This window comes from Sphingopyxis sp. (genome assembly GCF_035944815.1).
GTDB lineage: Bacteria > Pseudomonadota > Alphaproteobacteria > Sphingomonadales > Sphingomonadaceae > Sphingopyxis.
This window is the reverse complement of sequence record NZ_DASZAU010000004.1, coordinates 234,759-256,157: the sequence shown is the minus strand read 5'-3', so window position 1 is coordinate 256,157 and position 21,399 is coordinate 234,759. Positions and strand designations below refer to the sequence as shown.

Here is a 21,399-nt window from a genome sequence, read left to right as displayed (position 1 = left end):
ATCCGGAAGCGGCCGATAGAAATTGTGCCGTCACCCCTCGCCCGGAATCCCCGCCTTAAATTCGGCGACAAGGTCGAAGCGGTCGCCGCGAAACAAGAGCCGCACAAGCGTCACCACACGCCCGGCGCGCCAGGTCGTGCGATCGAGCTCGAGGCACGCCATGCCGGTGCCGGTTGCCAGCAGCGCCGCTTCGCGGCGCGTCGGCGATACCGCGCGGATGACGTGCCGCACCTCGGTCCACGGGATATGCGCAAGCAGCCATGTCCCGGGCGCTTCCTGTCCGAAATCGACCGCCTCCGCATCGGGAACCTCGGCGAGCGAGATCAGCCGCCGTTCGAGCGCAAAGGGTTCGTTCGCCGCCAGATGAAGACCGGTGACGGACAGCGCCGGGCCCGGAACCGCACCCTCGCCCAGCTTCGCCGGTTCGACCGACAGCGCCTGCCAGCGATACTCCTCGCCGCGCGCCGCGATCAGTTCAGCAAGGTCGGGGACCGTCATCACCGCCGAATGCACCGGCGGATGCGCGACGAACGACCCCGCCTTGCGGCGGCGCTCGATCAGCCCCGAGGCGGCAAGTTCGCTCAGCGCCTTGCTCACCGTCGCGCGCGCACAGCCGTGCTGCGCCGCCAGTTCCTGCTCGGTCGGGATGCGATGCCCCGGCCGCCAGGCGCCCGAGCGGATTAGCCCTGCGATTTCGTCGCGGATGCGCCGCGCGGGGCTCATGCGAGGATGCGCGCGACGCAGGCGCGATAGGCGGCCGCGACCGCGTCGCCAGCGACGTGGCGGCCTGCTGCGACGCGCTTCGTCCCCGCGCGCCACACGCAGTCGATCGCGCCGGCGCGCGCGGTAAAAATCCAGCGATCAAGCAAGGTCGCATCGTCGGTTCCGGCAAAGGCCACATGGTCGAGATCTAGCGACACGATATCCGCCGCATGGCCGACCGCAAAGCCCTCGGCAACACCGAGCGCCTGCGCCCCGCCCTGCACCGCCCGCGCGAACAGGTTGGCGCCGACGAACGGCGAGTCCTCCCCCGCGAGCAAAGCCCGGGCGCGCTGCGCCAGTCGCTGCGAATATTCGAGCGCACGGAGTTCCTGTGCCGCATCGACAAGGATATTGCTGTCGGTGCCCACACCGAACCGGCCGCCATCGGCCAGATAGTCGACCGCGGGAAAAATCCCGTCGCCCAGATTGCCCTCGGTGATCGGGCACAGCCCGGCGACCGCGCCGCTCGCCGCGAAACGCCGGACCTCGTTTGCGTCGAGATGCGTCGAATGGATCAGGCACCAGCGTTCGTCGACCCCCGCATGATCGAGCAGCCATTCGACCGGCCGCGCGCCGCTCCACGCCACGCAATCGGCGACTTCCTTCACCTGCTCGGCAGCATGGATATGGACCGGACCGGTCGGCGACAGCTCGAGCAATGCGGCAAGCTCATCGGGCGTGACCGCACGCAGCGAATGCGGCGCGATCCCCATATTGGCGTCGCCCGACAGCTTCGCCCGCGACGCGTCGAGCAGCGCGGAAAATCCGTCGATATCGTTGAGGAAGCGCCGCTGGCCGGGGCTCGGCGATGCGGCACCGAAATTGCCATGCGCGTAGAAAACGGGGAGCAGCGTCAGGCCGAGCCCGGTCGCCGCGGCGGCTTCGGCGATCGCGCCCGCCATCGCGGCGCGGTCGGCATAGGCATCGCCCGCGGGGTCATGATGCAGGTAATGAAACTCGCCGACGCGCGTGAAGCCTGTTTCGAGCATCTCGGCATAGGCCTGCGCCGTGATCGCCGCGACATCCTCGGGCGTCAGGCGGTCGAGGAAGCGGTACATGATTTCGCGCCAGCTCCAGAAATTATCGTCGGGACGGCTGCGGCGTTCGGACAGCCCCGCCATGCCGCGCTGGAAGCCATGGCTATGGACGTTGCACAGGCCCGGGAGCGCGACGCGATGGCGTTCGTCCCCAGGCTCCGCCGGGGCGCCGGTCTCGATCGATGCAATCCGGCCGTCGGCGACGCCGATCCGCACATCCTTCGCCCAGCCATTGTCGATCCACGCGCGTTCGAACCAGAGAGCCATCGTCGTTCGTCCTCATATTATGTCTAGACATAATGACGCATTCGAACGACACTGTCCAGATGGAGCAACGCTGGACGAACGCCCGACTCGCAACGATGGCCGATGGTGACCTCGGCCTGATCGACGATGGCGTGGTGGCCGCGAAGGACGGCCGGATCGTCTATGCCGGACCCGCCGATGGTGCCCCGACGGCCGCGGGAACCGTCCATGATTGCGAAGGCCGGCTCATCACCCCCGGCCTCATCGACTGCCACACCCATCTCGTCCACGGCGGCAACCGCGCGAACGAATGGGCGATGCGCCTTCAGGGCGCGAGCTACGAGGACATCGCGCGCGCGGGCGGCGGGATCGTTTCGACGATGCGCGCGACACGCGCGGCGAGCGAGGCCGAACTGGCGGCGAGCGCCCTCCCGCGCCTCGATGCGCTGATCGCCGAGGGCGTCACGACGATCGAGATCAAGTCGGGATACGGCCTGTCGACCGACGACGAACTCAAGATGCTGCGCGCCGCGCGTGCGCTCGCGGGGCACCGCAACATTCGCGTCGAGCCGACCTTCCTCGGCGCGCACGCCCTGCCCCCCGAATATAAGGGCGACAGCGACGCCTATATCGACCTCGTCGTCGGCGAGATGATCCCCGCTGCCGCGCCGCTTGCGACCGCGGTCGACGGTTTTTGCGAAGGCATCGGCTTCTCGCCCGCGCAATGCACGCGCGTGATCGAAGCCGCGAAGGCGCACGGCCTTTCGGTCAAGCTCCACGCCGAACAATTGTCGGCGCTCCACGGCAGCGCGCTCGCCGCGAGCCATGGCGCCTTGTCGGCCGACCATCTCGAACATGCGACCGACGACGACGTCCGTGCGATGGCCGAAGCGGGCACCGTCGCGGTACTGCTTCCCGGCGCTTATTATTTCATGCGCGAGACGAAACTGCCTCCGATCGAGGCGATGCGCCGCCACGGCACGCGCATCGCACTCGCGACCGACAACAACCCCGGCACCTCGCCGACGACCTCGCTGCTGCTGATGCTCAACATGGGCGCGACTTTGTTCGGGCTGACGGTCGTCGAGGCGCTGCGCGGCGTCACGGTCAACGCCGCCGCTGCGCTGGGCCTTTCGCGCGAGATCGGCACGCTCGAGCCCGGCAAGGCATGCGACCTCGCGATCTGGGACGCCGGCGACCCCGCCGAGCTTGTCTACCGCATCGGCTTCAACCCGCTTCACCAACGTATCAAGGACGGACAATGATCATCGAGCCCGGGCATATTTCGCTCGCCGACTGGCGCGAAATCTATGAGGGCGCGAGCGCCGAACTCAGCGCCGGCGCATGGGATGCGATCGATGCGAGCGCGGCGGCGGTCGCGCGGATCGTCGCCAAGGGCGCGCCGGTCTATGGCATCAACACCGGCTTCGGAAAGCTTGCGAGCGTGCGCATCGCCGACGACGACCTGGCGACGCTCCAGCGCAATATCGTGCTCAGCCATGCCGCCGGGACCGGCGCGCCGTCGCCGACGAAGATCGTCCGCCTGATGATGGCGCTCAAGCTCGCGAGCTTCGGCATGGGGGCATCGGGTGTCCGCCGCGAAACCGTCGCGATGCTCGAGGCGATGCTCGCGAACGACCTGACCCCAGTTGTCCCGTCGCAAGGATCGGTCGGCGCCAGCGGCGACCTCGCCCCGCTGTCGCACATGGCGGCCGCGATGATCGGCGTCGGCAAAATCGAAGTCGGCGGCAAGACGCTACCCGCCGCCGATGCGCTCGCCGAGGCGGGCCTCGTCCCGCTCGACCTCGGGCCCAAGGAAGGGCTCGCGCTGCTCAACGGCACGCAATTTTCGACCGCCAACGCGCTCGCCGGCCTCTTCCGCGCCGAAACCGTCTTCCGCTCGGCGCTGATCACCGGCGCGCTCTCGACCGAAGCAGCCAAAGGCTCCGACGCGCCCTTCGATGCGCGTATCCATGCGCTGCGCGGCCATGCCGGCCAGCGCGAGGTCGGCGATGCGCTGCGTGGTCTGATGGCCGGTTCGGCGATCCGGGCGTCGCACGCGGTCGACGACCCGCGCGTGCAGGACCCCTATTGCCTCCGCTGCCAGCCGCAGGTGATGGGCGCGGCGCTCGACCTGCTGCGGCAGGCGGGAACGACGCTCGGCATCGAAGCCAACGGTGTCTCGGACAATCCGCTCATCTTCGCCGACACCGACGAAGCGCTGTCCGGCGGCAATTTCCACGCCGAACCCGTCGCTTTCGCCGCCGACATGATCGCGATGGCGCTGTGCGAGATCGGGTCGATTTCGGAGCGCCGCATCGCGATGCTCGTCGACCCGGCACTCTCGGGCCTCCCCGCCTTTCTCACGCCGCGCCCCGGCCTCAACTCGGGCTTCATGATCCCGCAGGTCACCGCCGCCGCGCTCGTCAGCGAGAACAAGCAGCGCGCCTATCCCGCGAGCGTCGACTCGATCCCGACCAGCGCGAATCAGGAGGACCATGTCTCGATGGCCGCGCACGGCGCGCGCCGCTTGCTCGACATGGCCGATAACGCCAGCGCAGTGATCGGCATCGAGCTGCTCGCAGCGTGCCAGGGAATCGATTTCCACGCCCCGCTGAAATCGAGCGACGCGCTAGAGGCCGCGCACCGGCATCTGCGTGCCGGCGTGCCGACGCTCGAGGACGACCGGCATTTCCATCCCGACATGGAGGCCGCGACCGCGCTGATCCGCGCGGGCAGCCTCGTCGCCGCGGTCCCTGCCAGCCTGCCGGGCGTCGGCTGATGGACTGGCTGCGCGTCCACCGCGGCGACGCACCGCTCGTCATCGCCTTCCCGCACGGCGGCACCGACCTTGCGGGCCTCGACGAGCAATATGTTTCGCCCTGGCACGCGCAGATCGACACCGACTGGTGGATCGCCGAACTCTACGCCTTCGCCGCCGACATGGGCGCCACGCTGGTTGCAACCGATATCTCGCGCAGCGTCATCGACATGAATCGCGATCCGTCGGGGGCGTCGCTCTATCCGGGGCAGGCGACGACCGAATTGTGCCCGACGACGACGTTCGACGGCGATCCGCTCTATCGCTTCGATCAGCCCGACGAGGCGTCGATCATGCAGCGGCTCAACCTCTATCACCGTGCCTATCATGAAACGCTGGCCGCCGAACTCGACCGGCTGAAAACACGGCACGGCCGCGCGGTCCTGTACGACGCGCATTCGATCCGCAGCCACGTCCCGCGCCTGTTCGATGGCGAGTTGCCGCAGTTCAACATCGGCACCAACGGCGGCGCAACCTGCGCGCCCGAGCTCGAAACGATCGTCGCGAACATCTGCGCCGCGAGCGGGCACAGCCATGTCGTCAACGGCCGCTTCAAGGGCGGCTGGACGACGCGCCACTATGGCCGTCCCGGCGACGGAATCCACGCAATCCAGATGGAGCTGGCGCAGCGTGGCTACATGACCGAGCCCGACACGATCACCCACGCCAACTGGCCCTCCCCCCTCGACCCCCATCCCGCGATCCGGCCCGTGCTCGAACAGGTCATCGCCGCGACCCTCGATTTTGCGAAAGGATTTTCATGACCACCCGCCTCGACAACAGCCGCGTGATCCGCCCGGCGACCGGCCCCGAGATCAGCGCGAAGAGCTGGCTCACCGAAGCGCCGATGCGGATGCTGATGAACAACCTCCACCCCGACGTCGCAGAGGCACCGCACGAACTCGTCGTCTATGGCGGCATCGGCCGCGCCGCGCGCGACTGGGAAAGCTATGACCGGATCGTCGAGACGCTGAAGCGGCTCGAGGGCGACGAGACGCTGCTCATCCAGTCGGGCAAGCCCGTCGGCGTGTTCCGCACCCATGAAAACGCCCCGCGCGTCCTGCTCGCCAATTCGAACCTCGTCCCCGAATGGGCGAATTGGGAGCATTTCCACGAGCTCGATAAAAAGGGCCTGATGATGTACGGCCAGATGACCGCCGGCAGCTGGATCTATATCGGTAGCCAGGGCATCGTTCAGGGCACCTACGAAACCTTCGTCGAAATGGGCCGCCAGCATTATGGCGGCAGCCTTGCGGGCAAGTGGTTGCTCACTGCGGGCCTCGGCGGCATGGGCGGCGCGCAGCCGCTTGCCGCGGTGATGGCGGGCGCGTCGTGCCTCGCGATCGAATGCCAGCCGAGCCGCATCGAAATGCGCCTGCGCACCGGTTATCTCGACAAGCAGGCGAACAGCATCGACGAGGCGATCGCGATGATCGAGGCCTCTCACGCCGAGGGCAAACCCGTCTCTGTCGGCCTGCTCGGCAACGCCGCCGAAATCCTGCCCGAGATCGTTCGCCGCGGCACCCGCCCCGACCTGCTCACCGACCAGACCTCGGCGCACGACCCGGTGAATGGCTACCTCCCCGCGGGCTGGTCGCTCGACGAATGGTTTGCGAAACGCGAGAGCGACCCCGCCGCAGTCGCCAAGGCCGCCAAGGCATCGATGGCCGTCCATGTGCGGGCGATGCTCGACCTGCAGGCCGCGGGCGTGCCGACGACCGACTATGGCAATAATATCCGCCAGATGGCGAAGGACGAGGGCGTCGAGAACGCCTTCGACTTTCCGGGCTTCGTGCCGGCCTATGTCCGCCCGCTCTTCTGCCGCGGCATCGGCCCCTTCCGCTGGGCCGCGCTGTCGGGCGATCCCGAGGATATCTACAAGACCGACGCGAAGGTGAAGGAGCTGCTCCCCGACAATAGGCATCTCCACAACTGGCTCGACATGGCGCGCGAGAAGATCCGGTTCCAGGGCCTGCCTGCGCGCATCTGCTGGGTCGGGCTCGGCGACCGCCACCGGCTCGGGCTCGCGTTCAACGAAATGGTCGCGTCGGGCGAACTCAAGGCGCCGGTCGTGATCGGCCGCGATCACCTCGATTCGGGCTCGGTCGCCTCACCGAACCGCGAGACCGAAGCGATGCGCGACGGCAGCGACGCGGTCAGCGACTGGCCGCTCCTCAACGCCCTCCTCAACACCGCATCGGGCGCGACCTGGGTGTCGCTCCACCACGGCGGCGGGGTCGGCATGGGCTATTCGCAGCACAGCGGCATGGTGATCGTCGCCGACGGCACCCCCGAAGCGGCGAAGCGGCTCGAACGTGTGCTGTGGAACGATCCCGGCACCGGCGTGATGCGCCACGCCGACGCGGGCTACGACATCGCGATCGACTGCGCGCGCGAGAAAGGCCTCGACCTGCCCGGCATCACCGCGTGAAACCGTCGGCGTCCCGTGCCCGGCACGGGGCGCCGCAAAAGGCAGAATGTAAGGGAAGTGGTGCCGCTTAGGTGACTCGAACACCTGACCCCATCATTACGAATGATGTGCTCTACCAACTGAGCTAAAGCGGCAACGAGGCGCGCCTCTAACAGCGTGCCCCAATGAAAACAAGCACCGTTGCAATCAATCTTCGTCGAATGTCGAAAGTTGCGCGCTCCAGCGCTCCCGCGATGTCAGGCACCGAAGATCAGGTCGAGCATCTGCGCCTTCCAGATCGCGATCGCCTGCTCGACCACCGCCGGGTCGGGATTGCGGATATATTCGACCGTCAGCCCGCGCGTCACCGCATTGTTGAGCAGTTGCAGGCTGCGATGCGCGGCGTCGTCGCGGATGCCGGCCGCGTGGAGGATCGAATAGGCCCAGAGCCGCACGCGCCGGTCGAACCGGCGCGCACCCGGCCCGACCTCGCGGTCGAGGTCGGGGTCGTTGCGACGCGCAAGGTGGATTTCCAGCACCGCGGCCATTTCGGGCCGGCTGACCATGCGGAAATTGGCGTCGATCAGATTTTCCATCGACTCTCGCGGCGTCGTTCCCTGCCGGATCGCGTCGATATAGATGCGCGTCCGATAGGCCGAAAATTCCGCCGCCACCGCCGCCATGATCTTCGCCTTGGTCGGGAACTGGTGCTGGATCGCGCCCAGGCTCATCCCCGCCGCGTCGCGAATGGCGTGCATCGTCGCGCCCGAATAGCCCTGCGCGCAGAGCACGTCGCGCGCCGCCGCGATCACCTTGGCGCGGGTCGCGGCGCTGCGGTCGGCCTGGCTGCGGCGGGGTTTCGGTGCGGCGCGGGTCACAGCCGCCCCCTCTGCGACATTATCCGGCGGAGGCAAAGACGAGATTTCCGTCACGCCGTTCAGAACCCCGCGGTCAGGTTGATGCCGAAGGTGCGCGGGCGGAGCCGCGCCGTGCCGAGCGCGCCGCCGGCGTTGCGCGGCAGCCCGGCGACCCCCAGCAACGCCTGCGTCGCGGTGATCCCCCGGCTGTTGCCGACGTTGTTGACATAGGCGTTGATCGCATAGCGCCCGAAGGCGACGCCCGCGCGCAGGTCGATCACCTCATAGGCACGCACTTTCGGGAAATGGCCATGGATCGCGCGATAGGCGGGATCGAAATTGCCCGACTGGCGCGACAGCGACCGGATCGACCCGCCGACCGACGCGGTGACGTCGCCGCCCAGATCCCATTGATAGTCGGCATTGACGCTGACCGCATATTTGGGCGTGAAGGGCAGCGGGTCGCCCTTCACCGCCGCGACGACGACCGGGTCGGTATCGCCGCTGAGCTTCGCATCGTTGATCGCGAGGTTGATCGACGTCGCGAGCCCTCGCACGGGGCGCAGCGTCGCGGTGATTTCGGCACCGTCGACCTCGGCGCCCGCGCCGTTGGCGTTCACGCCGAACCCGTTGACGACCGCGGCGAGCTGGATGTTGTTCCAGTCAATATGATAGATTGCGGCCTCGATCGACGCGGTCCGGTCGGCGGTGTCGCCCTTGAACCCGATTTCGTAGCTGGTGACCGTATCGGGCTCGAACGTCGTCGGCGTTCCCGGCGGAGCGCCCGCGGGAATGACGTTGGGACCGCCCGGACGATATCCTTTCGCGATACGGCCATAGAGCGATGCGCGGGTGCCGAACTTGACCTTGGGCGCGACCGACCAGGTAAAGACATTGTCGGACGAACGGATGCCCTCGATCGTCGACGCGCCGAGCAGCACGCCGTCGGTTACCTGATCGGCGCGCTGGCTGTTGTGGCTGTACCGCCCGCCAAGGTCGATATCGAACCAGGGTGCAAGGTGCAGCGTCGCATTGGCGAAGCCCGCGATTTCCTCGTAACGCGACGCGAGGTCGTAGACCGCATAATCGAACGGCAGGTCGATGGGGGTCAGGGTGCCCGGCGTGCCGGGAACCGCGGTCTTCAGATTCTGGTTAATCCGTGCCTTCTCGCGCGTGTAATAGCCGCCAATCAGCCACTCGACAAAATCGCCGCCGTTCGACGCGAGCCGCAGTTCCTGCGTCCATTTGCGGTTCTCGGTCAGCTGGTCGAAATAGACATAGGGACCGCCGAGTGCAGCGGAAAGATTGGCGGTATAGTCCGCACGGAACGACTGGAGCTGCTGCGCATAGCTGGTCGCCGAGGTCAGCGTCGCGGGGCCGAAATCATATTCGATCGTGCCGTTGTAGAGCCGGTATTTGATGTTGCTGAACTGCGGCAGATATTCCGACTGTGTCAGCCCGCCATAGAGCGGCTTCAGCGTAGCGGGATCGGCCTCGACGAAACTCGACCCGTCGACATAGAGATTCTGGAGCAGCGCACCCAGCCGGACGCTGAGACTCGCATCGGGTTTCCAGAGAAGCGAAGCGCGGCCGCCATAGCTTTCGAAATCATTGGTGTTGCGGCGGACATTCGATTCCGCCGTGCCGACCGAGTCGATATAGCCGCCCTGCTTGCGGTACGAACCCGAAGCGCGGAACGCGAGCGTCTCGCCCAGCGGGACATTGACCATCGCCGCCCCCCGGTACGACGCATCGCCGCCGTCGGTGAACTCGGCGCCGCCCAGCGCCTTGCCCTCGAACGCGGCCGTCGAGGGCTCGTTGGTGACGAATTTCAGCAGCCCGCCGAGCGAACTCGCGCCATAAAGCGTCCCCTGCGGCCCGCGCAGAACCTCGATCCGGGCGACGTCGAAGGTATCGAAATCGCCCGCAAGCTCGGCGCCGTTGGCCAGCGCCGTGCTCGACCCGAAGGGCGTTTCGTCGACATAGACGGCGACCGTCGATGCGACCCCGCCGGTATTGATCCCGCGCAGGACAAGCCGCCCCTGCCCCGGCGTCCCCTGCACGAGCTGCAGGCTCGGGACATTTTTCAGATAGTCGCTGAAGTTCGTCGCGCCCTGCTGCTCGAGCGTCGCGCCCGACACGACCGACACCGACTGCGCGACGTCGATCAACGTCTGCGTGCGTTTCTGCGCGGTCACGACGATTTCGTCGGGTGCATCGCCCGCGGCATCCTGCGCCCACGCCGCCGCGGGCGACGCGATGGCGGCGGCGAGGGCCGTCCCGGTGAGCACCTTGGTCAAATGTCGCATAATCCCTCCCGATATCCCATTTTCGATAAACCCGGCTTCGATAGGCTCAGCGATCGCGCCCCAACGCGAAGCGCATGCCGTGCAGAATGGCGGCCGGCGCGGCCGAGACATGGTCGTCCTCGGCGAACGCGACGTGGCGCAGTTCGGTGACCCCGGCGGCGCCGAGCGCATCGGCAAACTCCTTCGCCGCATCGACCATGCGCGCGGAGCGTATCTGCGCCTGCGCTTCCGCCAGCGTCACGCCGATCCCGTCGGGCACGCTCGTCGGCAGATCCTGCTCCTTCGCGCCGACGTCGACGAAGACGCGCGGCCGGCGCGGGAGCCCCGCGAGCCGGTCTCCGAACGCAGCTATCCGGTCGAGGATCGAAAACCCGTCCCACCACAGCGACGGGCTGCTGACGATGAAGGCCGAAAAACTGTCCGGCCGGCGCAGCAACGCGTGCGCCGCGAAAAGCCCGCCGAGCGAATGGCCGCAAAGGATTTGCTCGCCGTCTGCCGTAGCCGGATAGCGCGCCGCGATTTCGGGCCGCAGCCTGTCCGTCAGGAAATCGAGGAACGCATCGGCCCCGCCGCTCTTCTCGCCGCCGATCGCGGTGCCGAGCGCCCCGAGGTCCGTGAGCGCCTCGGCGCCGATCGGCGGCGTCAGGTCGGCCGTCCGCAGCTTCAGGAAATCGGCATATTCGGCGTCATATCCGATGCCCACGACATAATGCGCGGGAAAGGCCGCGACGCTCGATACCGCGCGCGCGATTTCGGCCGCCATCCCGAACAATATGTCGCCATCGACGACATAGAGCGTCGGAACACCCGCCGCGGGGGCTTCGCCCGCCGGCGCCGCGACGCTGATCCGCAGCTTTCCGGCGCCCGAGGGATGTGGAAGCGCGAACTGCTCGAGCGAGGCACGAACCGAAAACTGCATCGACCTTCTCCACCCAGTTGCGGCTCACCGAAAGCCGCGCGCCGGCCTCCGTCCCTGGGCCACCTTATTTCTTGTCCCGATTCATCTGCTCACTTTACAATAAAGTCAACTTGTTTATTAAATGGAAGCAAGGGCCGCGCGATACCGCCGGACTTTGGGGAGAATCGAGATGGAGAGCGGGTCGGATCTGATCGCTGAACAGCCGCTTTCCCGGCCTGCGACGCCGGGCGCCGCCCCTGCGACGAACGGCACGGGCACCGAGTCGCGCCATGCCGCCGCGCTCGCCTGGTACGGTCTCGCCGTCCTGATGATGACGACGCTGTTCGCGCTCGTCGTTCGTCAGATGCTCAGCCTGATCGCGCCGTCGCTCCAGACGTCGCTCGGCTTCACCGACTTTCAGATCGGCATGTTACAGGGGCTCGGCATGGCGATCTTCGCCTGCGTCGCGAGCTATCCCATGGGCTGGCTCGCCGATCGCTACGGGCGCCGCCTGCTCTTGGCGATCGGGGTCGGCATCTGGTCGCTCGCAACCTTCTTTTGCGCCTTTCAGGACAGTTTCGGCGGGCTGTTCGCCGGCACGGTCGGCATCGCCATCGGCGAAGCGGGGCTCGCGCCGATCGTTTATGCGATGATCCCCGACCTGTTTCCCGAGCGCAAACGCAATACCGCCAACCTGATCTTCTACGGCGGATCGCTGTTCGGCGCAGGTATCGGCATGGCGCTCGGCGGGGCGATGCTCGAATGGCTGGCGACCTCGCCGGGCAGCCTGCCCGCGTCGCTTGCGGGCGTCGACGCCTGGCGCATCGCGATGGTCGCGATCGCCCTGCCCGGTCCCCTCTTCTTCCTGCTGGTCGCGACCATGCCGCTCGGCAAGCGGACGGCGCCCGCCGCACCGGCGACCGCGACGGACGCCGCCGCGAATCTTGCCTTCCTGCCCTATGCGAAGGCGCATTGGCGCGCGCTCGGCTGCGTCTTCGGTTCGATCTTCGCCATGGCGATCGCCATGACATCGGGGCTCGTCTGGTTTCCGATCGCCTTGCCGCGCGCCTTCGGGATCGATCCCGCGACCGTCGGCGTCGGGCTCGGCACCGCGGTCACCGTCGCGACGCTGATCGGGGTCTTCCTGCCCGGCCTCGCGCTCAGGCTCGGCGCGCGGGCGGGACAGCTGCCCCCGATCCGCGCCGCGGGCTTCTTCATCTGGCTGACGCCCCTCCCCGCCGCCTTCCTGCCCTTCGTCACCTCGCCGTTCCAGGCCTATACCGTCGCAGCGCTGCAGGGCGCGATGGGTGTCGCGGGGTCGGCGTTGATGCCGGGCATCATCCAGGACCTTGCGCCGGCCGCGCTGCGCTCGCGCGTTCTCGCCCTGCTCGGCATCGTGAACGCCCTTGCGCTCGCCGCCTCGCCGCTGATGATCGGGACGATTTCGGGATGGATCGCGGGGCCGCGCAATATGCTCTATTCGATCGCCATCGTCAGCATACCGTCGCTGGTCGCGGCAGCGGTCCTCATTTCGCTGGCCCGCCGGCCCTATGCGGCGACCGTCCGGGCCATCGGTTCGCACTTACCGGGAGAAGACGCATGACGATGTCCGACATGTCCACCATGCTGGACGATCTTGCCGCCGGGCGGACGACGCCGTCGGCGCTCGTCGACCGCGCGATCGCGCGCGCCGAGGCGGTCAATCCGCAGCTGAACTTCATCGCCTGGCCCTGTTTCGACCGCGCCCGCGCGCAGGCCGCGACGCCGCGCCCCGGCCCGCTCGCGGGCGTTCCCATGCTGATCAAGGACATGCTGCCCGAACAGGATATCCCGGCGAGTTTCGGGTCGATGGCGCTCCGCGACTTCATCCCGCCCGCCGACGCGCCCTATGCCCGGGCGATCGCCGACGCCGGGCTCATCTCGATCGCCCGCTCGGCGATGCCCGAACTCGGGCTCAACGCGGTCACCGAATCGCCGCTGGTCGGCGCGACGCGCAATCCGTGGAGCCTCGATCATACGCCCGGCGGCTCGTCGGGCGGCAGTTCGGCGGCCGTCGCCGCCGGCGTCGTCCCGATCGCGCATGCCAGCGACGGGCTCGGCTCGATCCGCCACGCCGCCGCGCCCTGTGGTCTCGTCGGGCTGAAGCCGTCGCGCGGCCGCAATGCCGGCGAGGAAGCGTTTCGCGCGATTACCGACCTCACCGTCAACGGCTGCGTCAGCCGCACGGTGCGTGACACCGCGCGCTGGCTCGACGCAACGCAAACGCGCGATCCCGCCTGCCTGCCGCCCGTCCCGCTGGTCACGGCGCCGGTCGGCCGCAGCCTGCGCATCCATGCCTACAGCCGCGTGATGCGCACCGGCGCGCTCCCCGACGCCGGCGTCCAGCGCGTCTTTGCCGACACATTTGCCCTGCTCGAGCGGCTCGGCCATGCCGTATCCGACGCCGATCTCCCCTTCGATGGGCCCGAAGCCGCCGGCCTGCTCGGCGATATCACCGAGGGCATGTTCACGCGCCGCCTCGGGGCGCTGTCGCAGCAGATCGGCATTTCGGTCGCGGCGGACGATCTCGAACATCGTTCGGCGACGCTGATCGCCGCCGGCGACGCGATCGACGACGCGCGCTATGCGGCGGCCTGGGCCTCGATGGAAAGGCTGGTCGCCGCCTATTTGGGCCGGCTGGACGCGATCGACATCTGGATGACCCCGACGCTCGGCACCGAAATACCGCGCATCGGCGTGTTCGGTCCCGATGTCGGCTGGCTCGACCAGCGCGACGAACTGATCGACTATGCCGGCTATTGCTGGATCGACAATTTCGCCGGCACGCCCGCGATCACGCTGCCGATGGGCTTCAGCGGCAACGGGCTGCCGGTGGGCGTCCAGTTCGCCGCAAGTCCCGGGGGCGAAGCGCTGCTGCTGGCGCTCGCCTATCAGCTCGAAGCCGCGACCGAATGGTGGCGGCACACCCCGCCCCTGTGGGTCGGCGACGACTGAGGCGCGGCGGGCATCCTTTCTCCCTCCGAAACGTTGACTCCTTCCCCGACCGGAGAGGATTAACGCTTGAAAATCATTCCCTGTTTCGCCGCTCTCGCCCTGCTCGCCGGTTGCAATGCGGCGCCCGGCGACAATCCCGAAAAGACCGGATCGCGCTCCGCCGCCACGACCGATTCCGGCAGCCTTCGCTTCGTCGATGCCGAAGATCGGGGGACGGCATTTGCCGAACCGGCAGTCCTCCGCACGCAGGTCGTCCTCGATCATCTCGGCTTTTCGTCGGGAGTGATCGACGGCAAGGAAGGTGCATCCTACGCCGCCGCGCTGCGCGGTTTCCAGGCGGCGCACGGTCTGGACGAGACCGGCAAGCTCGGCGCCGAAACCGCGCGGGCGCTGGAGCAATGGCGCGATATCCCCGCGACGCGGCTGGTCGTGATTCCCGCCGCCTTTGCGGACGGCCCCTTCGTCCCCGCCTTCCCCAAGGACGCCGCCGATCAGGCAAAACTGCCCGCGCTCGGCTATCGCAACCTGACCGAAGCGCTCGCCGAACGCTTTCACACGACGCCCGAAACGCTCGTCGCGCTCAACAGCCCGTCGACGCTCGTCGGCGCGGGGCGCCCGTTCCGGGTTCCGAACATCCCCGATATCGACCGCTCGAAACTCGGCGAGGACACGCGCGGGTGGAACGCGACGCTCGAACGGCTGGGCGTCGCGCCGGTGCAGCCGGCGGCCGCGAAAGTCGTCGTCGACAAGTCCGAAGGCGTGCTGAAGGTCTTTGGCGAAGACGACAGGCTGGTCGCGCAATTCCCCGCCACGATGGGCAGCAGCCGCGACCCGCTGCCGATCGGCACCTGGAAAATCCAGGGCGTCAGCCGCAATCCCGACTTCCACTATAATCCCAAGCTGTTCTGGGATGTCAGCGACAGCAAGGAGGCAGTGCTGTTGCAACCCGGCCCCAACAGCCCCGTCGGCGTCGTCTGGCTCGACATCAACAAGCCGCATTACGGCATCCACGGCACCAGCGAACCGCACATGATCGGCCATACCGAAAGCCATGGCTGCGTCCGCCTCACCAACTGGGACGCCGCGCGCCTCGCACAGATGGTCAAGCCCGGCACGCCGGCGATATTCCGGAACTAGTCCACGTCCCGCTCGCCCAAAATGCCCCGCCCGAAACAACAAAGGGCCGCCCCCGCGGGGACGGCCCTTCCATTGTCTTGCTGCACGCGGACGGCTTAGCCGGGCATGGCCCCCGCGAGGACGGTCATGCTCGATCCTGCCGCATGCGGCGTGTGACAATGAGACATTCGACCACCTCCTTTCGCTTGTTGACGATAAAAGGAAGATGGGCCGCAATCGCCGATAATTCAAGATGGCTTGTTTTCAGACGCTTCGGGGGCGGATCGAGAGGATGCGCCGCGCCGACTATTCTTTCCGCGAGGCCGGTTGCACCCATCGAATAGGCTGCGCGCGCGCGGGCGATGCGCTAAGGCGGCGGCATGTCCTTCAAACCGAGTCTCCGCGCCGTTCGCGCCTGTCCGGCGGTGCCTGCATGATCGCCGAAGGGGTCTGACGCGCGATGGCGGACTATGTCTTCAAACCGCACGAACGACCGACCCTGCCGGGATCGCCGGCCAACCCGGACCACCCCACCTCGCGCATGGTGCGCCACTTCCTGATCGGATGCCTGATCGGGATCACCGGCGGGCTCGGCAATGCGCTGGTCACGGTCAACCTCAACTTCGCGCAAGGCACGCTCGGGCTCAACAGCGACGAGGCGGCGTGGCTGACCGCCGCCTATTTCATGACGAACGTCACCGCGAACCTGCTGCTCGTCAAATATCGCCAGCAGTTCGGGCTGCAACCGTTCATCCGTTATACTTTGGTCGCCTATGCGGTGACGACGCTGATGCACCTGTTCATCCACGATTTCTGGACCTCGGTCGCGGTGCGGGCGATGAGCGGGATCGCCGCGAGCGGCCTGTCGACGCTCACCATCCTCTACTTTTTTCAGGCGCTCCCGGCGTCGAAGCGGCTCGCCGCGGTGATGATCGGCATCTGCATCCCGCAGATCGCAACCCCGCTCGCGCGCGTGCTGTCGCCCGGGCTGCTCGTCTGGGGCGACTGGCACAATCTTTACTGGTTCGAATTCGGGCTCGCGCTCGCGACGCTGGCGGCGGTCTGGGCGCAGCCGCTGCCGCCGAGCGAACGTGAAAAAGTGTTCGAACCTCTCGACTTCCTGACCTTCGCGCTGTTCGCGCCCGGATTGTGGCTGCTGATCGCGGTGCTGTCGCAGGGGCGGATCCAGTGGTGGACCGAACGCCCGTGGATCGGCTGGTCGCTCGCTGCCAGCATCGCGCTGATCGCCGCTGCGGTCATCGTCGAACATAATCGCAGAAACCCGCTCATCAACACCCGCTGGCTGGGCACGCGCGAAATGCTGCGCCTGATCGCGATCGCGGCGTCGGTCCGTATCCTGCTGTCCGAGCAGGCGTTCGGGTCGGTGGGGTTTCTGGGCGCCGTCGGGCTGATCAACGACCAGATGGTCACGCTCAACCTGATCGTCGTCTTCGCATCGATCGCCGGCCTTGCGACTGCGGTGCTGACCTTTCGCCCCGACAAGCTCACCCGCCCGATCCTGGTCGCGGTGATCCTGATCGTCATCGGATCGTTCATGGATGCCAATTCGAACAATTTGACGCGGCCGAGCCAATTCTACCTCAGCCAGGCGCTGATCGGCTTTGCGTCGCTGCTCTTCCTTGCGCAGGCGATGGTGATCGGGATCGCCCGGACGCTGCTTGCGGGGGGCAAGAATTTCATCAGCTTCGTCGTCCTCTTCAGCATGAGCCAGAGCCTCGGCGGGCTGGCCGGCGGCACGCTGCTGGGCACCTTCCAGACGGTCCGCGAGAAATATCACTCGCACGAACTGGTGCAGGAGATCGTGGCGACCGATCCGATCGTCGCGGCACGGCTCGGCGCAGGCAGCCGCGCCGTCGCCGCCACCGTCGGCGACCCCGTGCTGCGCAACGCCGAAGGCGCGGCGCTGCTCAGCCGACAAACGACGCGCGAGGCCAATATTCTGGCGTATAACGATGTTTTCCTGCTCGTCGGCGTGCTCGCCATCCTGACGACGATCTGGGGCTTCATCATCACCTGGTCGATCCGGCGGCGAAACGAACCGTCGCCGGTGATCATGCTGGTCCAGCGCCTGCAGGCGCAGGCACAGGCGAATATGAAACAGGGGCAATGAAATGACCGAAGAAAAGGCAAAGATGCCAACCCCCGACAAGGAAAGCGCGCCGCCGCCGACCGATCCCGCACCCGCCGCCACACCGGCGGCCGATGCGAAGCCTGCCGAGCCCGACACCGACCCGCAGGTCGATCCGCCGCCGTCGGCGTGGCGACCGCCCGAAAAGACGAAGACGACGGTCATCGCGATCGTCGCGATCGCGCTGCTCGCGATCCTTGCCGTGCTCTTCGCATGGAAGCTTCCGCCCTTCGCCGGCGGCGCCGAACGCACCGACAATGCCTATGTCCGCGGCCGCGTGACGGTCATCAGCCCGCAGGTCAGCGGCTATGTGACAAGCGTGCCCGTCCAGGACTTTGCCGAAGTGAAAGCGGGCCAGGTCCTCGCGACGATCGACGACCGCATTTATCGTGCACGCGTCGCGCAGGCCGAGGCCAATGTCGCGGCGCAGGAGGCCTCGCTCGCCAATTCGGCGCAGGCCCAGCGCTCGCGCGAGGTGGCGACCGACAGCCAGAATGCGGGCATCGCCAACGCACAGGCGCAGCTCACCCGCGCCGAAGCCGACATGCGCCGCGCCCGCACGCTCGTCGCCGACGGCTCGATCTCGACCCGCGAATTCGACCAGACGCGCGCGGCGCTGCTCGCCGCACAGGCGTCCCTGCAGCAGGCCCGCGCGAGCCGGGCGATCGGCACGCAGGACGTCCGCACCGTCGTGGTCGGACGCGCCGGGCTCGAAGCCTCGGTTGCGGCGGCAAAGGCCCAGCTCCGCCTCGCCCAGATCGATCTCGACAACACGGTCATCCGTGCGCCCGCCGACGGCCAATTGTCCGAAATCGGCGTGCGGCAGGGCGCCTATGTCACGGCCGGGACGCAATTGCTGTCGGTCGTGCCGCACAATGTCTGGGTGATCGCCAATTTCAAGGAAGCGCAGACGGGCAATATGGCGATCGGCCAGCGCGCACGGTTCAGCGTCGACGCGCTGGGCGGCGCCGAACTGACCGGACGGATCGAAAACCTGTCGCCGGCGGCCGGGTCCGAATTTGCGGTTCTGAAAGCCGACAATGCGACGGGCAATTTCGTCAAGGTCGCACAGCGGATCGCGGTGCGGATCGCCATCGACCGGAACCAGCCGCTCGCACGGCGGCTGCGCCCCGGCATGTCGGTCGAGGTCCATGTCGACACGCGCAGCGGATCGCGCCGGTGAGGCGGCCGTATCCGGCGCTGGCGTCGTTGCTGGCTATCCCCCTCGCCGCCTGCGCCGGCCCGAACGTCGCGACGACCGCCGTGGCGCCTGTCGCGCCGCCGGTGGCGTGGCGCACCGACGCCGGGCCGACGGCGGCGCTCGAGCGCGACTGGTGGCGGGCGTTCGGCGACCCGGCGCTCGCCGCGCTGGTTGAACGCGCGCTCGCCAACAACAATGACATCGGCGTCGCCGCCGCGCGCGTGCGCGAGGTGCGCGCCAATGTCGCGCTGGCCCGCGCACAGACGCTCCCGGCGATCGACGCGACGCTCGGCGGCGGGCGGTCGCGATCGGTCAATCCCTTCGGCCAGCCGGTCGAACAGAATTTCGCGCAGCCGCAGGTCCAGATCGCCTATGAGGTCGACCTGTTCGGCCGCCTCGACGACCAGAAGGCGGCCGCGCGCGAACTTTATTTCGCCAGCGAGGCCGCGCACGACGCCGTGCGGCTGTCGGTCGCGGCGGCGACGGCCGCCAACTATGTCACGCTCCGCAGCCTCGATGCGCGGCTGGAGGTCGCGCGCGCGACCGTACAGGCACGCGCGGAATCGCTGCGTATCGCAAAATCGCGCGTCGGGTCGGGCTATTCGCCCAAGCTCGAGCTCGAGCAGGCGCAGGCCGAATATGACGCGACGGCACAGATCGTGCCGCAGATCGAACTCGCGATCGCGCGCACCGAAGACGCGCTCGGCCTGCTCGTCGGCGAGACGCCGCAGGCAATCGGCCGGGGTGCGGCGCTCGCCGCGCTGACGGTCCCGCCGGTTCCCGACGGGCTGCCATCCGATTTGCTGCGCCGCCGGCCCGATGTCGCGCAGGCCGAATATCAGCTGGCGGCGACCGACCATAATCTGGCGGCCGCGCGCAAGCGCTTCCTGCCGCAACTGCGCCTCTCTTCCGCGGCGGGCGCCGCCTTTTCGACCCTGCTCGCCGATCCGATCACCATCTGGTCGGTCGGCGGCAGCATCCTCGCCCCGATCTTTCAGGGCGGGCGCCTGACCGCGCAGGCCGAGGCCGCGGGTGCCCAGCGCGACCAGGCCGCCTTCGCTTATCGGCGCACCGCGCTCACCGCGTTCCGCGAGGTCGAGGATGCGCTTGCGGCGGTCCGGCTGATCGACCGGCAGATCCTGTTTGCACAGTCGCAGCGCGACGCGCTGGCCGAAGGGTTACGCCTCGCGACCAACCGCTATCGCGAAGGCTATTCGCCCTATCTCGAACAGCTCGACGCACAGCGGGGCCTGCTCGGCGCCGAACTGTCGCTGATTCAGCTCCGCGCCGATGCGCTGTCCGCGCGCATCCAGCTCTTTCAGGCAATGGGCGGCGGCTGGACCGATTCCCGATAGTTGCAGTCGGGGCAAGGATCGCGCTACCGGCCTTCAGGGGAAACGAAAACGGAAGCGGCCGGGTGTCAGAGGCATATGAATTGAACGATCGCGTCGCGGCGGCTGAGGCCGATGCCCTGTTGCCCGCTGTCGCGCTGGGCGCGGTCGCGGGCCTGGCCGGTGCCGTGCTGATCGCGGCGACGATGGTCGGGACGGCCGCCGGGGCTGCCGCGCAAATCGTCGTCGCTGTCGCCGTATTGCTCTTTGGCGTGCAGCTGATTGCCTTCGCCACATACCGCACGCGGGGCCACCGCCGGCCTGCAGCGTGGCTGCGCGGAGCAACCGCGCTGACGCTCCTCTCGGGCCTCGCATGGGGCACCATGCTGTTCTGGGGCACGCGCGCCGCGACCGATCCGCAATTGCTCGTCGCTACGGCGGTCGCGCTCGGCGCGATGATGCTCGGCGCCGCATCGCTTCGCTATTGGCCGGCGCATCTCGCCTTCCACGTCCCGGCGTCCGCCGTCGCAGCGGCGGGATTCCTGACCAGCGACCGCAGCGGCCACCTGCAGGTCGGCATCGCGGCGGCCGTCCTGTGCGGCGCGGTGGCAATCGCAGTCCGCCGTTTCGGAAACGGGATGGCACTGACGGCGCAATTGTCGGCGGAGAACGACCGGCTGGCCGCCGAACTGCGCGAGCAGGCGATGGAATTGAACCGCACCGATCCCTCGACCGGCCTCGCGAATCGCCGCGCCTTTGACGAACGGCTCGACCTCTATTGGGCCATGGCGGCGCGGACGGATCGTCCGATCGCGCTGCTGGTCATCGAGATCGACGATTTCGACGTCTACGGCAAGGATTTCGGCCCGGCTGCCATCGATCGATGCCTGCAGGCGGTCGCCGACGTGCTCGCCAGCAGCGCGCGCGAGGCGACCGACCTCGCGGCACGGCTGGGCGTCAGGGTCTTCGCACTCATCTTGCCCGACACGCGCGGGGATGCCGCGGCGCTCGTTGCCGAACGGATCAGGACGACGATCGCGTCGTTCACGCACGAACCGACCGCCGACCTTCCCGCTCCGGTCACAGTCAGCATCGGCGTCGCGGCGATGGATCCGGCCGGCGCCGGGCCTGCCGCAGCGCTGCTCGAACAGGCGGACGGCGCGCTCGACCGGGCGAAAAAGGCGGGCCGGAACCGCGTCGCGGCGTCGAACTGAACCGCTGCTGTAACCGGGGGCTGCGTTGCGCCGAAACCCCGCGGAACCGATTTG

16 protein-coding genes and 1 tRNA gene are annotated in these 21,399 nt (G+C 67.9%); 11 read left to right on the top strand and 6 right to left on the bottom strand.

The window, feature by feature from the left end; all coding sequences use genetic code 11:
* Window positions 1–30 precede the first annotated feature (30 nt).
* Complete coding sequence (locus tag VGU00_RS06530; protein WP_327466708.1) at window positions 31–723, bottom strand: UTRA domain-containing protein; 693 nt, start codon at window positions 721–723, stop codon at window positions 31–33.
* Entirely contained in the window at window positions 720–2,066 is a 1,347-nt protein-coding gene (locus VGU00_RS06525; RefSeq protein WP_327466707.1) for a formimidoylglutamate deiminase, read from the bottom strand. Before VGU00_RS06525 ends, VGU00_RS06530 begins: the two co-directional genes overlap by 4 nt.
* 59 nt (window positions 2,067–2,125) lie before the next feature.
* Between VGU00_RS06525 and hutI the strand changes: the two genes are divergently transcribed.
* From hutI to hutU, 4 genes are read left to right on the top strand one after another with little or no spacing between them, the layout of a single operon-like run.
* A complete protein-coding gene (hutI, locus tag VGU00_RS06520) occupies window positions 2,126–3,310 on the top strand; it encodes an imidazolonepropionase (RefSeq protein WP_414713507.1) in 1,185 nt (394 codons plus the stop codon).
* Entirely contained in the window at window positions 3,307–4,827 is a 1,521-nt protein-coding gene (gene hutH / locus VGU00_RS06515) for a histidine ammonia-lyase (RefSeq protein WP_327466703.1), read from the top strand. The genes hutI and hutH overlap by 4 nt, the downstream gene beginning before the upstream one ends.
* On the top strand, window positions 4,827–5,630 hold the full coding sequence (hutG, locus tag VGU00_RS06510; RefSeq protein WP_327466701.1) for an N-formylglutamate deformylase: 804 nt from the start codon (window positions 4,827–4,829) through the stop codon (window positions 5,628–5,630). Before hutH ends, hutG begins: the two co-directional genes overlap by 1 nt.
* A complete protein-coding gene (gene hutU, locus VGU00_RS06505; protein WP_327466699.1) occupies window positions 5,627–7,297 on the top strand; it encodes a urocanate hydratase in 1,671 nt (556 codons plus the stop codon). The genes hutG and hutU overlap by 4 nt, the downstream gene beginning before the upstream one ends.
* Before the next feature lie 58 nt (window positions 7,298–7,355).
* On the opposite strand, the gene VGU00_RS06500 is transcribed toward hutU, so the two are convergent.
* The 4 genes from VGU00_RS06500 to VGU00_RS06485 all read right to left on the bottom strand — a co-directional run bounded on the left by VGU00_RS06500 (window position 7,356) and on the right by VGU00_RS06485 (window position 11,361).
* A tRNA-Thr gene (locus tag VGU00_RS06500) sits at window positions 7,356–7,431 on the bottom strand.
* A gap of 102 nt (window positions 7,432–7,533) precedes the next feature.
* The gene (locus tag VGU00_RS06495) at window positions 7,534–8,154 is read right to left on the bottom strand and encodes a TetR/AcrR family transcriptional regulator (protein ID WP_327466698.1); all 621 of its coding nucleotides are present in this window, start codon (window positions 8,152–8,154) and stop codon (window positions 7,534–7,536) included.
* Between the two features lie 59 nt (window positions 8,155–8,213).
* On the bottom strand, window positions 8,214–10,442 hold the full coding sequence (locus VGU00_RS06490) for a TonB-dependent receptor (protein WP_327466696.1): 2,229 nt from the start codon (window positions 10,440–10,442) through the stop codon (window positions 8,214–8,216).
* Window positions 10,443–10,488: 46 nt separating this feature from the next.
* Window positions 10,489–11,361 (bottom strand): alpha/beta hydrolase, encoded by an 873-nt coding sequence (locus VGU00_RS06485; protein ID WP_327466694.1) that lies wholly within the window; start codon window positions 11,359–11,361, stop codon window positions 10,489–10,491.
* Window positions 11,362–11,530: 169 nt separating this feature from the next.
* Here VGU00_RS06485 and VGU00_RS06480 point away from each other — a divergent pair, with 169 nt between their 5' ends.
* The 7 genes from VGU00_RS06480 to VGU00_RS06450 all read left to right on the top strand — a co-directional run bounded on the left by VGU00_RS06480 (window position 11,531) and on the right by VGU00_RS06450 (window position 21,345).
* Complete coding sequence (locus VGU00_RS06480) at window positions 11,531–12,943, top strand: MFS transporter (RefSeq protein WP_327466692.1); 1,413 nt, start codon at window positions 11,531–11,533, stop codon at window positions 12,941–12,943.
* Complete coding sequence (locus VGU00_RS06475) at window positions 12,940–14,334, top strand: amidase (protein WP_327466690.1); 1,395 nt, start codon at window positions 12,940–12,942, stop codon at window positions 14,332–14,334. The genes VGU00_RS06480 and VGU00_RS06475 overlap by 4 nt, the downstream gene beginning before the upstream one ends.
* Window positions 14,335–14,400: 66 nt before the next feature.
* Window positions 14,401–15,471 (top strand): L,D-transpeptidase family protein, encoded by a 1,071-nt coding sequence (locus VGU00_RS06470; RefSeq protein WP_327466688.1) that lies wholly within the window; start codon window positions 14,401–14,403, stop codon window positions 15,469–15,471.
* A 439-nt stretch (window positions 15,472–15,910) separates the two neighbouring features.
* Window positions 15,911–17,581, top strand: a complete 1,671-nt coding sequence (locus tag VGU00_RS06465) for an MFS transporter (RefSeq protein ID WP_327466686.1) — start codon at window positions 15,911–15,913, stop codon at window positions 17,579–17,581.
* 22 nt (window positions 17,582–17,603) lie between these two features.
* Window positions 17,604–18,782, top strand: a complete 1,179-nt coding sequence (locus VGU00_RS06460) for an HlyD family secretion protein (RefSeq protein ID WP_414713514.1) — start codon at window positions 17,604–17,606, stop codon at window positions 18,780–18,782.
* Entirely contained in the window at window positions 18,779–20,155 is a 1,377-nt protein-coding gene (locus VGU00_RS06455; RefSeq protein WP_327466682.1) for an efflux transporter outer membrane subunit, read from the top strand. Before VGU00_RS06460 ends, VGU00_RS06455 begins: the two co-directional genes overlap by 4 nt.
* 62 nt (window positions 20,156–20,217) lie before the next feature.
* Complete coding sequence (locus VGU00_RS06450) at window positions 20,218–21,345, top strand: GGDEF domain-containing protein (protein ID WP_327466680.1); 1,128 nt, start codon at window positions 20,218–20,220, stop codon at window positions 21,343–21,345.
* The last annotated feature ends 54 nt before the right edge of the window (window positions 21,346–21,399 follow it).

Bases quoted from the DNA above. Each gene is read 5' to 3' on its own strand.
- VGU00_RS06530 (WP_327466708.1), bottom strand. From the start codon at position 723: ATGAGCCCCGCGCGGCGCATCCGCGACGAAATCGCAGGGCTAATCCGC.
- VGU00_RS06480 (WP_327466692.1), top strand. From the start codon at position 11,531: ATGGAGAGCGGGTCGGATCTGATCGCTGAACAGCCGCTTTCCCGGCCT.
- VGU00_RS06525 (WP_327466707.1), bottom strand. From the start codon at position 2,066: ATGGCTCTCTGGTTCGAACGCGCGTGGATCGACAATGGCTGGGCGAAG.
- VGU00_RS06460 (WP_414713514.1), top strand. From the start codon at position 17,604: ATGCCAACCCCCGACAAGGAAAGCGCGCCGCCGCCGACCGATCCCGCA.
- hutG (WP_327466701.1), top strand. From the start codon at position 4,827: ATGGACTGGCTGCGCGTCCACCGCGGCGACGCACCGCTCGTCATCGCC.
- VGU00_RS06475 (WP_327466690.1), top strand. From the start codon at position 12,940: ATGACGATGTCCGACATGTCCACCATGCTGGACGATCTTGCCGCCGGG.
- VGU00_RS06490 (WP_327466696.1), bottom strand. From the start codon at position 10,442: ATGCGACATTTGACCAAGGTGCTCACCGGGACGGCCCTCGCCGCCGCC.
- VGU00_RS06465 (WP_327466686.1), top strand. From the start codon at position 15,911: ATGGCGGACTATGTCTTCAAACCGCACGAACGACCGACCCTGCCGGGA.
- hutI (WP_414713507.1), top strand. From the start codon at position 2,126: ATGGAGCAACGCTGGACGAACGCCCGACTCGCAACGATGGCCGATGGT.
- hutH (WP_327466703.1), top strand. From the start codon at position 3,307: ATGATCATCGAGCCCGGGCATATTTCGCTCGCCGACTGGCGCGAAATC.
- hutU (WP_327466699.1), top strand. From the start codon at position 5,627: ATGACCACCCGCCTCGACAACAGCCGCGTGATCCGCCCGGCGACCGGC.
- VGU00_RS06485 (WP_327466694.1), bottom strand. From the start codon at position 11,361: ATGCAGTTTTCGGTTCGTGCCTCGCTCGAGCAGTTCGCGCTTCCACAT.